The 14859-nt window shown below is 61.5% G+C and carries 12 protein-coding genes and 2 pseudogenes; 8 read left to right on the top strand and 6 right to left on the bottom strand.

What is annotated here, in order from left to right; genetic code table 11:
- Window positions 1-245: 245 nt before the first annotated feature.
- Window positions 246-1787 carry an IS21 family transposase gene (gene istA, locus BIO17B3_RS12650; protein ID WP_156053820.1) on the top strand — a complete coding sequence of 514 codons (1542 nt, stop codon included), beginning with the start codon at window positions 246-248 and terminating at the stop codon, window positions 1785-1787.
- Between the two features lie 12 nt (window positions 1788-1799).
- A complete protein-coding gene (istB, locus tag BIO17B3_RS12645; RefSeq protein WP_156053821.1) occupies window positions 1800-2537 on the top strand; it encodes an IS21-like element helper ATPase IstB in 738 nt (245 codons plus the stop codon).
- Window positions 2538-3040: 503 nt separating this feature from the next.
- Here istB and BIO17B3_RS12640 read toward each other — a convergent pair.
- Window positions 3041-4027, bottom strand: coding sequence for a GGDEF domain-containing protein (locus tag BIO17B3_RS12640; RefSeq protein ID WP_232054238.1), 987 nt, complete (start codon window positions 4025-4027; stop codon window positions 3041-3043).
- Window positions 3970-4410, bottom strand: a complete 441-nt coding sequence (locus tag BIO17B3_RS19240; RefSeq protein ID WP_232054284.1) for a hypothetical protein — start codon at window positions 4408-4410, stop codon at window positions 3970-3972. Before BIO17B3_RS19240 ends, BIO17B3_RS12640 begins: the two co-directional genes overlap by 58 nt.
- Here BIO17B3_RS19240 and BIO17B3_RS12635 point away from each other — a divergent pair.
- The 6 genes and pseudogenes from BIO17B3_RS12635 to BIO17B3_RS12610 all read left to right on the top strand — a co-directional run.
- A pseudogene (locus BIO17B3_RS12635) lies at window positions 4398-4772 on the top strand (integrase core domain-containing protein); the annotation flags it as partial. The gene BIO17B3_RS19240 and the pseudogene BIO17B3_RS12635 sit on opposite strands and share 13 nt — an antisense overlap.
- Before the next feature lie 54 nt (window positions 4773-4826).
- A pseudogene (locus BIO17B3_RS12630) lies at window positions 4827-5180 on the top strand (type III restriction endonuclease subunit R); the annotation flags it as partial.
- A gap of 382 nt (window positions 5181-5562) precedes the next feature.
- The gene (locus BIO17B3_RS12625) at window positions 5563-6591 is read left to right on the top strand and encodes a site-specific integrase (protein WP_156054290.1); all 1029 of its coding nucleotides are present in this window, start codon (window positions 5563-5565) and stop codon (window positions 6589-6591) included.
- 158 nt (window positions 6592-6749) lie between these two features.
- Window positions 6750-8009: an ATP/GTP-binding protein gene (locus BIO17B3_RS12620; RefSeq protein WP_156055290.1), complete on the top strand. Its 1260-nt coding sequence runs from the start codon at window positions 6750-6752 to the stop codon at window positions 8007-8009.
- An 8-nt stretch (window positions 8010-8017) separates the two neighbouring features.
- Window positions 8018-8722: an RloB family protein gene (locus tag BIO17B3_RS12615; protein WP_156054289.1), complete on the top strand. Its 705-nt coding sequence runs from the start codon at window positions 8018-8020 to the stop codon at window positions 8720-8722.
- A gap of 12 nt (window positions 8723-8734) precedes the next feature.
- The gene (locus BIO17B3_RS12610; RefSeq protein WP_156054288.1) at window positions 8735-9547 is read left to right on the top strand and encodes an abortive infection family protein; all 813 of its coding nucleotides are present in this window, start codon (window positions 8735-8737) and stop codon (window positions 9545-9547) included.
- Between the two features lie 56 nt (window positions 9548-9603).
- Here the strand turns inward: BIO17B3_RS12610 and BIO17B3_RS12605 are convergent, their stop codons facing one another.
- The 4 genes from BIO17B3_RS12605 to BIO17B3_RS12590 form a co-directional block, all read right to left on the bottom strand.
- Entirely contained in the window at window positions 9604-10239 is a 636-nt protein-coding gene (locus tag BIO17B3_RS12605) for a hypothetical protein (protein WP_156054287.1), read from the bottom strand.
- Between the two features lie 13 nt (window positions 10240-10252).
- Window positions 10253-11653 (bottom strand): hypothetical protein, encoded by a 1401-nt coding sequence (locus BIO17B3_RS12600; RefSeq protein WP_232054283.1) that lies wholly within the window; start codon window positions 11651-11653, stop codon window positions 10253-10255.
- A gap of 63 nt (window positions 11654-11716) precedes the next feature.
- Window positions 11717-13420 carry an IS1634-like element ISThsp8 family transposase gene (locus tag BIO17B3_RS12595; RefSeq protein WP_156052541.1) on the bottom strand — a complete coding sequence of 568 codons (1704 nt, stop codon included), beginning with the start codon at window positions 13418-13420 and terminating at the stop codon, window positions 11717-11719.
- A 126-nt stretch (window positions 13421-13546) separates the two neighbouring features.
- Window positions 13547-14857: a DEAD/DEAH box helicase gene (locus BIO17B3_RS12590; RefSeq protein ID WP_232054282.1), complete on the bottom strand. Its 1311-nt coding sequence runs from the start codon at window positions 14855-14857 to the stop codon at window positions 13547-13549.
- Between the last annotated feature and the right edge of the window lie 2 nt (window positions 14858-14859).

Here is a 14859-nt window from a genome sequence, read left to right as displayed (position 1 = left end):
TTCCATGCAAACCTGACCCACTATTTTCATCTCGATCTGACCCACCCTTGTTTGTGAACTNCGGTGCGTATTTCAGCCCATCGTGGACGGCATTTCAGGCTGATCGTGGACGGCATTTCAGCGGGATCGTGGACGGCGTTTCAGCCTGATCGTGGACGCTGTTTCAGCGTCATCGTGGACGATTGGGGGTGGCGGCAAGTGATTTCCTAGGCGGTCTAGGCTGGTCGATTTTTTGATCGAAGCCGATGCCCACAACCAGAATCACGATGCGCCAGATCCGAGAAGCATTGCGCCTGCACCTGCAGGTTGGGTTGACCTATAGCGAAGTGGCCCGCGCGCTCAAGCTGTCCAAGAGCGCGGTGGGCAAGTACGTGTCGCAGGCCCGCGTGGCCGGGGTGGACTGGGCGGTGGCCCAGACGCTGACCGACGTTGAGCTGGAGGGGCGGCTGTACCGCCCGCCGGTGCCGCGCGCCAGCGATCATCTCGCCCCCGATTTTGCCGCCATTCACCAGGAACTCAAGCGTCCCGGCGTGACGCTGATGCTGCTGTGGGAGGAGTACGCGCAGGGCAACGCGCTGGCCTACAAGTACACCAGTTTCTGCGTCAAGTACCGCGCCTGGGCGCAGACCCTCAAGCGCTCCATGCGCCAGGTGCATGGGGCCGGCGAGAAGCTGTTTGTCGATTACGCCGGGCAGACGGTGCCGATCACCGACGTGGCCACCGGCGAGATCAGCGCTGCACAGATCTTCGTGGCCACGCTGGGGGCGTCGAGCTACACCTACGCCTGCGCCACGCCTCGGCAGACCACCGCCGACTGGATCGGCGCGCAAGTCCAGGCGCTGGAGTTCTTCGGCGGCGTACCGCGGCTGATCGTGCCCGACCAGGCGCGCGCCCTGATCAAACACCCCGACCACTACGACCCGCTGCCCAACCGCACGTATGAGGAATTTGCCAACCATTACGGCTGCGCGCTGCTGGCCGCACGCCCGGCGCACCCGAGAGACAAGCCCAAGGTCGAGGGCGCGGTGCTGCTGATCGAAAGGTGGATCCTGGCGCGGCTGCGCAACCGTCGCTTCTTCAGCCTGATCGAGCTCAACGCGGCGATCGCCGCGCTCATTGCCGATCTGAACCTGCGCCCGTTCCAGAAGCTGCCCGGCTGCCGCCGCGACGCCTTCCTGGCCCTCGACGCCCCGGCGCTCTCGCCCCTGCCAGCCACGCGCTACGTGGTTGGCAACTGGAAGCAGGCCAAGGTCAACGTCGACTATCACGTCGAGTTCGAGGGGCACTACTACAGCGTGCCGCACCGCCTGGTGGGCAGTTCGGTGGAGATGCGCGCGGGCGCCGGGCTGCTGGAGATCTTCTGCGCCAACCAGCGCGTGGCCTGTCATGCGCTGAACGCCCGGCGCGGCCAGCACTCCACCACGCCCGAGCATATGCCAGCCTCGCACCGTGCGCACCTGGAGTGGACCCCGGCCAAGCTCATCAAGTGGGGCCAGAGCATCGGGGTGGCCGCCGCGGGCGTCGTGACCTGGCAACTGGAGAACCGCCCGCATCCCGAGCAGGGCTACCGCGCCTGCCTGGGCCTCAAGCGCCTGGCGCGTGAGTACACGCCCCAGCGCCTGGAAGCGGCCTGCGCCAGGGCGCTGGCGATCCGCTCGCCCACTTACCGCAGCGTGGCCTCAATCCTCAAGAGCGGGCTTGATCGCCAGCACGCCTCAATCCCCACGGCGGCGTCCACCGCCTTGCCCGAGCACGAGAACGTGCGCGGTGCCGATTACTACCACTGACGGAGAACAACGATGCTCAATGAACACACCCTCGACCAACTGCGCGCGCTGCGCCTGGACGGCATGGTCCACGCCCTGACGGAGCAGGCCAGCAGCACGGCGGCAGCCGCCCTGGCTTTCGACGAGCGGCTCACGCTGCTGGTGCAAAGCGAGATCGCCTGGCGTGACGGCCGCCGCCTGCAGCGCCTGCTCAAGGCGGCCAGGCTCAAGGTTTCTGCTGCCTGCGTGGAGGACATCAACTGGCGTGCCAGCCGCGGCCTGGACCGTCATCTCATCGCCAACCTGGCCGGTGGCGACTGGCTACGCCATGCACAGAACTTGCTCATCACCGGCGCCACGGGGTGCGGCAAGACGTGGTTGGGTTGCGCCCTGGCGCATCAGGCCGCCCGCGCGGGCTTCTCGGTGCTGTACACCCGCGCAGCACGCCTGTTCGACGAGCTGCAGGTCGCCCACGGCGACGGCAGCTATGCCAAACGCATGACCCAACTGGCCAGGCTTGACTTGCTGCTGATTGACGACTTTGCGATCGCGCCCATGGGCGCGGCCGAGCGCAATGACTTGCTCGAACTGCTCGACGACCGCGTCGGCAGCCGCTCCACGCTGATCACCAGTCAGCTTCCAGTGAAAGCTTGGCATGCCTACCTCGACGACCCCACGCTGGCTGACGCCATTCTCGACCGCATCGTGCACAGCAGCCACAAAATCGAGCTCAAAGGCCCATCGCTGCGCGAGAAGGATAAAGATCAATGACCCCCCAGAACCTCCGCCACCGCTGCGCCGAACACGCCTTATCCACCGCGGCGGCCGGTCCGTCGCAAGCGCCGTCCGCCGCCGTGGATAAGCCTGCAAAGAATCCCCTCACCAACCGCTTCGCAAGAACCGTTTCAGGCTGATCGTGGACGTTTGAGATACAGTCCAACCCATCGCTTGCGCGCACCCCACGCGCGTCCACGATCGCGCTGAAACGCCGTCCACGATCAGACTGAAACAGGCGTCCACGATCGCTGAAATGCGCAGCCAGCCCCGGGTTCATCGTGACCACTCCATCGCTGCCCACGTCAGCAGCAGCACCACCAACAGACTGAGCCCAAGTTCTGCATATCCCATGATCGATCTCCCAAGTCAGGTCGGCCCGGAATCAGACCCACCGAGGCGAAACGCTCTGCGCCATCGCCATGGGGGCTATCTTATTGCGAATAATTCTTATTTGTAGGAATGCCCTCATGATTCAGAGGGAATAGCGTGAACAGACCCTAATCGCAATACAGCTCGGTGCGATTACGCCCGCCCTGTTTGGCGCGATACATCGCCTGATCGGCCATCGACAGCACCCGGTCGATGCTCTGCACCGGCGCATCGCATCCCGCGATGCCCAGACTCAGGCTCAAGCGCACCACTCCGGCCGAGGTCTGGAACGGGTGCGCCGCGACGAACTCGCGCACCCGTTCCGCCACCTCCAAGGCCTGCGACGCGCGCGTATGCGCGAGCAGAATGCAGAACTCCTCGCCGCCCATGCGAGCGAACACATCGCCCTCGCGCAAAAGCGACAGCACCACCTGGGCGAACTCCACCAGGATTTCGTCACCCACCGGGTGGCCATAGCGGTCATTGATCTGCTTGAAATGGTCGAGATCGATCAGCATGATGCAAGGCCCTGGCTGCCCTGCGGGCCGCGTCCGCAGGGCGTGCTCGACCATGGCGAAAAATCCGCGTCGGTTCTGCAGCCCGGTCAACGGATCGGTGTGGGCCAGCGCGCGCAATTGCTGTTCAAGGTGCTTCTGCGCTGAAATTTCGACCATGCCCGTGACAATGCAGTCCTCCCCGGCAAAGCGCAGCGGGCGCATAGACAAGAGCGCGTCCACACCCTGCCCTCCAACCGTCTTCAGCCGCACTTCAGCCTGACGCACCGTGCCCTCGGCTTGCAGACGCTCGAGCAACTGCAGGCGCTGCGCCGGATTTTCGTAAAAATCGGTCGTAAACACGTCGCCGTGCGAGAGATCATGCGGGTCGAACAGCACCTTCGCCGCCGCGTTGTAACGCAACACCCGAGAATCGGCCACACGCACCAGCACCAGTGGCATCGGCGAGGCGTCGAACAGGTGTTCGAGGTTTTCCTCGCTTTGCTCGGCGCGCTGGCGCGCCTGCTGGGCCGCTTGCGCCTGCTGTTCGAGTCGGCGTCGGTCTAGCCAGGCCAGCCGCATGCCCCGGCTGAGCGAGACCGCAATCTGCCATCCGGCCACGTTGGCAAAGCCGAACAGCACCAGCGCGATATTGACATATTTGGCGTCAAAATGCAGCGAAGTCCAGACAACGATCGCGAACAATACGGTAAAGACCCCCCCACCCACATCGCCTCGCGCCGCAACACGGGCACATAGGCATAGCCGGCAAAAATCAGCGCCAGTGCGGTGATCGAGTGATAGTCTGCGCTGCCGCCATAGGCCAGCACCACCAGCAGGAACAGCACCATGATGCTCAGCTCGAAGCCGAGCAGCGCCGTCGCCACACGGCGCACATCCGGCACCTCCTTGGCCCGACCCACCCGCGCCAGCCACAGGCCCCAAGCCAGAATGCCAAAGCGCGCGACCAGCAAGCTCCAGTACACCGCCGTTGGACCAAGCACCNCGATTTCGCGGCTACCCCGCAGCCGTCCGAACCGACAACGGACCGGAATTCACCAGTCAGGCATTCATGGCCTGGGCCACGAGTCGCGGCGTGCGCCACATCCTGATCGCACCAGGTAAGCCGACGCAGAATGGGTTCATCGAGAGCTTCAACGGCAAGTTCCGCGACGAGTGCCTCAACGAGCAATGGTTCGAGACGCTGCACCAAGCCAGAGTGACCATTGCTGAATGGCGCCGCGACTTCAACGAGGTGCGGCCCCACAGCAGTCTGGGTCGGATACCTCCGGCGCGATTCGCCGAGCAGCATCGCCAGCGCGCTGGCGATGCTGCTCACCCCGCAACCCCCAACGAGGTGAATTAACCTTGCAACCCGGACTCCTGACTTAACGTTGGTACGGCGCGAGGGGGCAGGTCAACGGAGCGCCGCTTTGCAGTCATTCTGGAGCGCGACGCCAGCAAGTGGTTCAAGCCCGCCAAGGGGCAGTTCCAGATCTATTACAAGCTCGGCGCCGAGCAGCCAGAGTACATCCCCGACTTCGTGGCCGAAACCGATACAACCATTCTGATGGTAGAGACCAAGGCGCGCAGCGACATCAATGCCCCGGAGGTTCAGTCCAAAGCCGCTGCCGCCGCTCGCTGGTGTGAGCATGCTTCGGAATACGCAACTGCAGTAGGCGGCAAGCCATGGCAATACATACTGCTCCCGCACGATGAGATCGCTGAGTCAAAGCGGCTCACCGACTTTTTGCGCTTTGAAGTGGTGGGCTGAAAGATGCCTTCGCTTTGTCATCACTTCGACTGCAAGCCAGGAACGAGGCGCATAGAGAAAGACAGACTGGTCGAAATTCTTACCCGCTCGACGCCACGAAACAGGAACAATCAGTCAATGCCGAACAATGGTTGCCAAATAGAAGCAACTTTCCATGGCATACCCGGTGGCATACTGCAGCGTCAGACTAAAGAAAAAAGCCTAAGTGAATCAATCACTTAGGCTTATGTCTTGGCGGAGACGAAGGGATTCGAACCCTTGATGCGCTTTTGGCACATACTCCCTTAGCAGGGGCGTTTCGTCATAAATTAAAACAACGACATAGCCAATTTTATAGGGTTTTTGGTGCAAATTTGGTGCACTGGTTTTAGCATTGAGCTCCATGGCAAACATCGAGCGCAGAGGCGACTACCAATGGCGGGCACTGATTCGCAAGCAGGGCTTCCCTACACAGTCCAGGACCTTTACCAATCGCCGCGACGCCGAAGCGTGGGCGAGACAAGTCGAGGCCGAACTGGACCGTGGCTTGTTCATGCCAAGGCGAGATGCCGAGCGCACGACGTTTAATCACTTGGCCAAGCGGTTCGCCGAAGAGTACGCCCCAATCCACTATCGGGGCGCTGGCTGGAAACACAAGTTGGCGCGTCTGCAGGCCCGGCTCGGCAAGTACGCGATTGCCGCCATCACCACGACCGTTGTCACCGAATACCGTGATGCCCGCCTGGTCGATCCCGACCCGCGCTACACCGATGCAGCGTCCGCACCACGGGTATCCGGTGCAACGGTGAAAACCGAACTTGACCTGTTGTCCAAGGTTTTGGACGTGGCCAGCAAGGAGTTCGGCATCAATCTGCCGAACGGCAACCCCTGCCGCCTCATTCGCAAGCCAAAAGATAGCGCGCACCGAGAACGCCGACTGAGCAGCGATGAGGCGACCCGGCTGCTGGCAGAGTGCGCGGCCAGCCAGAACCCATGGCTACGTCCGACCGTGCTGCTCGCCGTCGAGACCGCCATGCGGCAGGGGGAACTGCTCGCGTTGCGCTGGCAGGATGTCGATCTGCAGGGTCGGATCGCAACGCTGCCGATGACGAAAAATGGCGAGGCACGGACGATCCCGCTTACCAGTGCCGCTATCGCAATCTTGCAAGGACTGCCCCGTGACATCAAGGGCGGTGCGGTCCTGCCAGTCAAGCAGCAGACTCTACAGTCGGCGTTCAGGCTCGCCTGTGGGCGAGCTGCGATTACCGGCCTTCGCTTTCACGATCTGCGTCACGAGTCGTTGTCGCGGCTGGCCGAGCGAGGCGACCTGAGCGTTTTCGAGCTGGCGGCGATCAGCGGGCACAAGACGCTGCAGATGTTGAAGCGCTACACACACGTCGAGGTGAAAAAGTTGGCTGCAAAGCTGGGGTAGAGGGTGACTGGGCCTCTCGAATGTTTCCCACGAACTCGGGGCGAAGGCATAGGCGCAACTTGCAAAGCATTGCAAATTTACACCGTATGGTCTGAAATTTATTGACGTTTTGAATTTTTCTCGCAAAAATTGCATTCATATTTTATGTGGGGATGCCAATGCTTGTGGAATTTCGCGTCACAAATTTTCGGTCGATCCGTGAAGAGCAGTGCCTCAGCTTCGTTGCCACCGCAGACAAGACACTCGACGAGACGCATTGCATTGCCACTAGATCGTCGGCTGTGCCGAAGTTGTTGCGCTCCGCTGTCGTCTACGGTCCCAACGCCAGTGGCAAAAGCAACCTGATCTTTGCTTTGATCACCATGCAGACCATGGTCCTGACCTCGACTCGTCTGCTGGAGCCGCAGTACCGGGATCTGTACACCCCGTTCCGGCTTGATGATCATTCCGCGAATCAACCGACCGAGTTCGAGATCACAATCATGCTGGAAGGGGTTCGCTACCAGTATGGATTTGCCTTCGACGCCGAGTGCATCCGAAGTGAATGGTTGCTGGTCTATGAGGCCAACAAACCTCAGCGCTGGTTCGAGTACCACTACAACGCAGAGACAGGCCAGAAGGATTGGGAACCCTTTTCTGCCTACTTCAAAGGGAACAAGAAGGTTTGGATGGAGAACACCCCGCCCAAAGCGCTGTTCCTGACACAAGCAAGCCAATCCAACAGCGCGCAACTTCTCCCGATCTTCAATTGGTTTGCACGTGATCTGATCGTGCTAGCAGGTCGTTTCGAGTTCAATTTGGCGCCGACGTTCGCCAGGCTTGCCGAGCCGCACTACAAAGAGTGGGTCCTGAAGCTCATGAATGCTGCGGACATACATGTAAGCGACATCAAAGTCGAGAAGCGAAAAGGGCCGCAGTTGCAGCTCAAGTTCGAACCCGGCAAACCGCTTGAAACGCTCACGGTTGACGGCGAGGTGCCCGATGTCGAGTTCTGCCACCAAATCGACGGTGGCAGCCCCGTCTGGTTCGATAGACGTTTCGAGTCCTACGGCACGCAGCGCTTGCTGGGTTATTCCGCGCCACTTCTCGACGCCATCGAGAATGGCAAAGTTCTGGTTGTCGATGAATTCGATACCAGCCTGCATCCATTGTTGACCCGGTACATCATCCAACTCTTGCACAACCCGAATCTCTCCAAAAAAGGTGCGCAGATGTGGATGACCACACACGACACCTCACTGCTTGACCCCAACCTCCTGCGCCGCGATCAAGTCTGGTTCGTCGAGAAGCAATCCCAACAGACTTCCGAGTTGTATTCGCTGACTGAGTACAGCCCGCGCAAGAACGAGGCCCTGGAACGTGGTTACCTCATGGGACGTTATGGGGCGATCCCCTTCCTCACGGAATTTTTATTCTGAGGGGCGACATGAGAGAGGATCACCCGCACCAGCGAAGGCTTGCAAAAAATCGCCATAAGCATGAGCGGCGCAACGCTCGACGCACTGAGGGAGCGACCGCGCTGATCGTGTGCGAAGGGAAATGCACAGAGCCGTACTACCTGAGGGCGTTATTGGCCCTATTGGGCATTTCAACAGCTAGTGCCGTCATCGTTCCTGGTCAGACAGATGCTGACCCCGTGGCCGTGGTCACTCGCGCAAAGACGCGTTTCGCTCAAACACCTGAGTTTGACAAGGTTTTCGTCATGATCGATGGCGACCAGGCCAATCTGGACTCTGCCCTAGCCCTGTGCGACACACCCGTCCAACGGGAAAACCAGAGAGAGGGCCGACCCGAAATTCGTATTCAGCCGATCATCAGCTCACCGTGCATCGAGTTTTGGCTTCTTCTCCATTTCGCCTATACCGATCAACCGTTTAGCAACTGCGCGGATGTCATGCAGGCACTGCAAGGGCATCTCCCGGATTACAGAAAAGCGGACCCGGAAATATTCCGGAAAATTGGGGGTGAAGCTGGCCTCGATCGCGCGATGAGGCATGTACAGCAACTGATTTCTGCGCGCACAGTGGGCGACGCAGCTTGTCCAAGCACAGACCTACCAATTCTTGTCGAGGCATTGCGCGCGATGAGGACGCCATCGGGCTCCACTCTTCCCCCCAGTGCAAATCTATAAGCAACTACTGTCATGCCAGCCCCACTTTCGGATGCCGTGATCGTCGCAGTATCTCGCATGGTCGATGACGCGCAGACCGAGACACGTGAACCGAGCCATTCAGATATCGAGTATCAGATTCAACGGGCAGGTCTAAGCAAGGGTGACCCCCGAGCACAAGGCCAGATCGTTGGAAAAGCCAAGCGCGTCAGGACAACCCTCAGCTGGGCATTGGAAAACAACCCTGTGGCGGGCGAAGCACTCGTTGAAGGGATCATTTCTCACCTACGCGGCTGTGGCGGCTTTCGGCCAGCGTCACCGAATTTCGTCGGCCAACACGTTGTGACGGATGCTATCGTTGCTTTCCATGGAGAGGGCTTCGTTCTTACCGGGGATGGCGAGCTACAACCAGCGGTACTTGACAACCTATCAGGCGCCGCGCTTTCGGCTGCCCTGCAGGCTTATGTGAGGCGGGCAAAGCGTGGTGGCGAAGACGCTGCGCTGCTGACGGGCACTGGAAAAGACTTATTGGAGGCGACTGCCGCCCACGTTCTGGTCGAACGATATGGCGCATATCCGCAGACAGCGAACTTCCAAGCACTTCTGGGGCAAGCCTTCGTCGCGCTGGGTCTGGCAACGCCTCAAGATACTGTGCAGCCAGGAGAACTTCCACAACGGAAAATCGAGCGTGCGATGTTTGAACTGGCATGTTCGGTCAACGCCCTCAGAAACAAGACCGGCACCGGTCATGGACGGCCTTGGCTCCCCAATGTCACAGTTGCCGAAAGCAGAGCCGCAATTCAGTTCATGGGGACCATTGCCGAATGGATGCTGGCCCGTCTGTAATACGCGCCGAGTAGAACATTCCAATGCGCACCCGTCATCCTGGAACGTAAGAAACATCATTTGGGCGGCAGTGTGAGCTTCTTCGCCTTCGCCAGATCGTCGATTCGACGTGCCTCGTTTGCCAGCGACACAAGCAGCCGTAGCGTTGAGATAGGGTTGCCCGTCAGGTCAATCATTTCTTCAATCCTTGCCTTCTCGAATCCAAGCAAGCTTCCGATTTCAAAGCATAGCCTCCGGGCATCATCAACAGCCTGTCCCCCGATCTTGTCCAAGGAAAGCTTGTCAGGAATGCGGCGAAGTTTTCGATCATCGAAAAATTTGTCGATCCTCGCCATCAGGTCCAAGACTTTTTCGAATGCATCTGCCCAAGTTCGCACAGCGACAGCGATGCTGGTCAAGGCTCCAGCAGCTCCTGCAATCTCCATCCAACCGGGCGAGTGATACTCAATCGACTTCAGCCGCACACGGTCATGGTTCGGAATTTCCCAGTACAGCTGCTCGGCAAATCTGTCTCCGATGTACTGGCCAGACCAAAAATACCGAGCAAACAAGGACTTCAGCTGCGTCGGCATCCGGTCCGGTGCCGCGCTGATCCAGTAAAAGTATGCATAGGTGAGCTTAAGGCTCCCCGTCAGATGGCCGAGGTCGCCGAGGTCCCACTCGCCGCTCATTTCGAATCGCAAACTTGCCATCGGGTTCTCCCTCCTATCCGATCTTCGCCCTCAACTGCCCCGCCACATCCCGCCCCTGCTCATCACGCTTCACCGCGAACAGGAACAGGCAGCGACCGCCGCTGCTGCGCTCCCACTGATCACCGGCCTGCCGCTTCTCGCGTGAGTCATCGTTGGTCTCATAGGGTTCGCCCTTGTACTCGACGATCAGCACGCGGCCATCCTGCAACTCGGCCACGAAATCCGGGTAGAAGTAGTCGGTGGCGGTCGGGAACCAGAACGAACATCTGGGCTGGCGCTCGATGTTGCGCACCCAGAACTTGACCTGGGGATGCGCGTCGATCAGCCTGGCGCATTGGAACTCTTCGGAATCCCGCCCGCTCGGGGTCTTCTCCCGCAGATCATGGATCACCGGGTAGAAGTGCTTCTCGAATTGGTAGCTGCCCCGGTAGACGTTCCTTGCGGGATATTGACCGGCCTGGAACCGGAAGCTGTGCGGAGCTGCCTGTTCCGCCGGCGGCACGGTCATCTCCGGCAGCCGCAGCTGAAACCCCTGTGCCACCGCGTTCTGCCGCAGCCGCTCGATCTCGCGCTCGATCGCCTGCGCCAACTGGAACCGCGCCCGCACCAGGGCGGTGAGGGTCATGCGCCGGTCGTGGAGTAGGTTCTGCACCATGCGTAGGAGGTAGGTCTGCAGTTGCGGCTGAGACACATCGGGCTGGCGTAACTCCCGGTCCAGCCAAGCCACAAGGTCCTGCTCGGACACATGACTGGGCGCATCGTCAAGGTGCAACTGGGCGGTGTCGATCTTCCGGTATTCGACGCGGGCGGCGTTCACGTCAATCTGGAAAGTGTTTACCGTCTCGATGATGTTGAAGGCGGCCAGTTGCGCGGCTTGGTGGGCCAGGTTCCAGTCACCCAGCGCGGTCAGTGTCTCCCGCTCCACCGTTTCCAGGTGGCCGTCCAGGTTCAGGCAAAGCTGCGGGATGGGGATGAAAGTCTCGCCCAGTTGAGCAGGGGCGCGCATCGCCTGGCGCATGGCGCGGAAGTCGTCGAATTGGTCGCGCACCTTCTCCCGCTCCCGCGTGGGCAGGGTGTGTTCCATGAAGGCTTGCGTCTGGGCCAAGGTGTCGGCGCTGACATCGCCCCGCAGGATGACGGTCACCCCCTGTGTGGTCGGGCGGATTTCCACGGCCTGCCGCACCTGTTCTGGCCAGTGCTGGGTGTCCGGGGCTTGCGAGACCTGGAGGGTGAAGTCAGGAATCGCTGGTGGAACCCTGCCTTGTCCCCCTTGCAAATCGAGCGAGCCCTGCGGCAGCAAGGCCGCTGCGGCCTCGAAGCGCTCGAAGCCCATGTTCTGCACCATGCGGTCTTTGAGCGTGGACGCCGCCTGGGCGAAGTTCTCGGCAATGATGTGGGCATAGGCCTTGTTCACCGGAGTTCGACAGTTACGGTCGTAAGTACGCGATATCGTTAGGGTGAGCGTTGAAACGTGCCCCTACAGGAGTGCGAGTTGGTCGTCGATGGCGGGTTTCGGAAGCTTGAGTCCTTGGAGGATGGCGTGGTCGGCGTCGCTGAGCGAGGACGTGCCGTCGCGGCGCTCGCCGCCGAGGTGGGCCTGGTGGTATTGGATGCGTCGCAGTTGCTCGAGTGCACGTTCGGGCGACAGCTTGGAGCCGGCGTCCTTGAGGCGCATGCGCATGACGCGGTACAGCACCAGAGCGATGAAGCAGATCAGCGCATGGGCACGGATGCGGTCGGGCAAGCGGTGGAACACCGGGGCGATCTCGATCTCGGATTTGAGAATCTTGAAGCCGCGCTCGATGTCGGCCAGGCTCTTGTAGCGTCGCAGAACCTCAAGCGCCGACAACTCTGGCACATTGGTCACCAACAACAGCTTGCCGTCGCCCAGTTCTGCACGCGCCAGCGCCTTGTCGTCGATGACGTAGGTGAACAGATCCGATTGCAGGTCGACCTTGATGATCGAGCCCAGATGCGCCTCGGAGACCGCGCGATACAGCCAGGCCTTAGCACCGGAGTCGCTCAGGCGCCGGCCTCTGAAGGCGGTGCCGCCTTCTTGCGCATCAAGCTTGCCAGCACGCTGCTGGGCTTCCTGCGTGAGTTCTCCGATATGCTGGCGGCGCGCTGCGGTTTGTTCCAGGGCGCGGCGCGGATCGTGGGCCCAGACCAGGCGCAGGTCCTGCCAGCGGGTCTCGCCGAGGACCTCGCGGGTGGCCGCCGCGCAGCGCAGCGCGTGAATCGGCTCCAGGATCTCGGCGAACTCGGCGTAGCGCCGCCCCGGCACGGCCAGGATGAACTCCACGGGCTGCTCGGTGCCGCCCACGCGTTGCCCGCGCAGCCACTCCAGATTGTCCAGGCTGAGCAGACCGCGATCGGCCACCAGCACCACGCGCTTGACCGGGTACAGCGCCAGAACCTCTTGAACCACGGTGCTGAGCGTCGGTGCCTCGGCCGTGTTCCCTTCCCAGACCCGATGCGTCAGCGGCAGTCCCTCGGCCGTCTGCACCACGCCGAGCATGAACTGGCGACGCATCCCCCCGTCCTTGGACAGGCCGAACTGGCGCAGGTCGCCGGCCAACTCGGTCTGGCCCTCCACGCCGATGGTGGTCATGTCGTAGAACACCACCGACAGATCCTGGTCGATCAGCGGGCGCAGCAGCCCGGCCAACGCCGCCTGGACGCAGTCCTGGTGTTCGACCAGCGCATCCATCGCCCGCAGCAGGTGCTGATGCGTCACCTCCTTGGGCGCAAAGCGCGGCAGCGCCACCGTCTGCAACCAGCGCAGCACGCCGAGCTTGGACGTCGGGTCGCACAGGCGGTTGAGCACCATCAGGCGCACCAGCGCCTCGACGTCGATGCGGCTGCGCGTGCGACCAAAAACCCGGCGCAGCTCGCCAAATCCCAATTCGTCCCACAGCTCGGTCAGCGCCCATACGTCGCCCAGGGCGCGGCTGGACTCGAACCGCACGTCGGCCACGGTCGCCACCGCGCCGGCCTCCGGCGGCATGTCGCCGCGAAGTCGCTGCAGGCCGCGGATCACGCTCTCAAGCTGGCTGCCAGCTTGGTCGGCGCGCCCCAGGGTGGCCACCGTGCGTTTCTTCACCCGCCCGCTCTCATCCCGGTAGGACTCCACGAGCTGGACGTAGCGGCGACCGCCGGAGGTGGTGATCTTGATGAACATGCCGCCACAATACACCAACCCATCTTCAAATGGCAACAGCCTCACAATGTGGAAAAACGTGCCACCACACGTACTTTTCCAAAAACGAGGCTAACCCTTTGTTCCGTCAAGGCCGGGTCGGCGTTTTCAGCCAATTTTTGACTCAAACTGTCGAACTCCGGTGTTCAAGGCCTCCTGCTGGCGGGAGCGGGCATAGGGCATGCGCAACACGCGCCCGAGCAACTGCTCCACGTCCTTGGCCGAGTTCACCGATTGCAGGGAAGCCAGCACATAGGCAAAGGAGCAATCCCAGCCTTCCTTGAGCGCTTCTACGGTGATGACGTAGCGGATCTGACAAGCGCGGTCGAACAGGTCGATGCCGTCAAGTTCCTTTTGCGCGCCGGTGGCCACGGCAATCTGGTTCTCGGGGACGTGCTGCTCGTCGAGCAGGTATTGGCGCACCACATCGACCGTGGCCTCGTTGCCCTTGGGGGCCGCCTGGATCAGGACGATGGGGCGGATGTAGTCGGGCTCCGTCTGTGCCGTGGTCTCCAGCTGGTCACGGGTACGGATGGCGTCGGCCACACAGTCGCGCCAGCCCTGCGGATGCTCGGCCAGCACGATGGGCAGCTTGATCATCTGCTCGGCCTTGAGTTCTTGGGCGCTGACGTGGTGCAGCACGTTGTTGCCGGGAACGGGTGTGGCGGTGAGTTCGATGATGCAGCTTGGATTCACCCGTCCCAGCGTCTGGAAAAAGCGCTCAGTCCGATTGTTGTGCGCCTCGTCCACGATGACCACCGGGCACTGCAGGTGCAGCCAGTTCGCCACGGAATACTTCACCCGCCCGATGTCCTTCTCGGTCAGGTAGGGCTGACTTTCCAGATCGGCGGCGGTGACCTTCTCCAGCCCCTGCGTGAAGTGCGGCGGCAGGTTGTCGAAGTGCGGCGCCAGTTCCTCGAAGAAGGCGTACACATTGCGCTGCGCGGTGTTGCTGACGTTGAAGCTCTGAATGGTGGCCACCACCACGATGGCCGTCTTGCCCACGTCCTGCGGGCTGAGGGTCTGCAGGCTGTCGAGGTCGCACACCTGCACGCGGTCGCCGAAGGAGTGGGCGAGCGCCTGGCGGTAAGGGTGGCGCACATTGGCCAGGGCTTCGAGGGTCTGGGTGCGGATGGTGTCGGAGGGGGTGAGCCACAGCGTCACGGGGGCATCGGTGTCGAGCAGGGTACGCGATGTGGCGGCGATGCAGTGCGCGGCCAAAAGTGTCTTGCCGCCGCCGGTGGGGATGCGCAGGCACACGGCGGGGGTGTCACCGAAAATCGGCTGGTAGGCCACGGCCCGTTCCTGCCCGGCCAGGGTGGCGGCGAAGGCTTGCGCCACGGGCTGGCTGCGGCAGCGCTGCAAAAACGCGGTGAGCGCATCAAGGGTTTGCTGCTGGTAGGTCTTGAGGGTGAGCATGA

The sequence above is a fragment of the Thiomonas sp. OC7 genome, from assembly GCF_900634595.1.
GTDB classification, from domain to species: Bacteria; Pseudomonadota; Gammaproteobacteria; order Burkholderiales; family Burkholderiaceae_C; genus Thiomonas; species Thiomonas arsenitoxydans.
This window is presented reverse-complemented; position numbering and strand designations above follow the sequence as displayed.

Bases quoted from the DNA above. Each gene is read 5' to 3' on its own strand.
- istA (WP_156053820.1), top strand. From the start codon at position 246: ATGCCCACAACCAGAATCACGATGCGCCAGATCCGAGAAGCATTGCGC.
- istB (WP_156053821.1), top strand. From the start codon at position 1,800: ATGCTCAATGAACACACCCTCGACCAACTGCGCGCGCTGCGCCTGGAC.
- BIO17B3_RS12625 (WP_156054290.1), top strand. From the start codon at position 5,563: ATGGCAAACATCGAGCGCAGAGGCGACTACCAATGGCGGGCACTGATT.
- BIO17B3_RS12620 (WP_156055290.1), top strand. From the start codon at position 6,750: ATGCTTGTGGAATTTCGCGTCACAAATTTTCGGTCGATCCGTGAAGAG.
- BIO17B3_RS12615 (WP_156054289.1), top strand. From the start codon at position 8,018: ATGAGAGAGGATCACCCGCACCAGCGAAGGCTTGCAAAAAATCGCCAT.
- BIO17B3_RS12610 (WP_156054288.1), top strand. From the start codon at position 8,735: ATGCCAGCCCCACTTTCGGATGCCGTGATCGTCGCAGTATCTCGCATG.
- BIO17B3_RS12605 (WP_156054287.1), bottom strand. From the start codon at position 10,239: ATGGCAAGTTTGCGATTCGAAATGAGCGGCGAGTGGGACCTCGGCGAC.
- BIO17B3_RS12595 (WP_156052541.1), bottom strand. From the start codon at position 13,420: ATGTTCATCAAGATCACCACCTCCGGCGGTCGCCGCTACGTCCAGCTC.
- BIO17B3_RS12590 (WP_232054282.1), bottom strand. From the start codon at position 14,857: ATGCTCACCCTCAAGACCTACCAGCAGCAAACCCTTGATGCGCTCACC.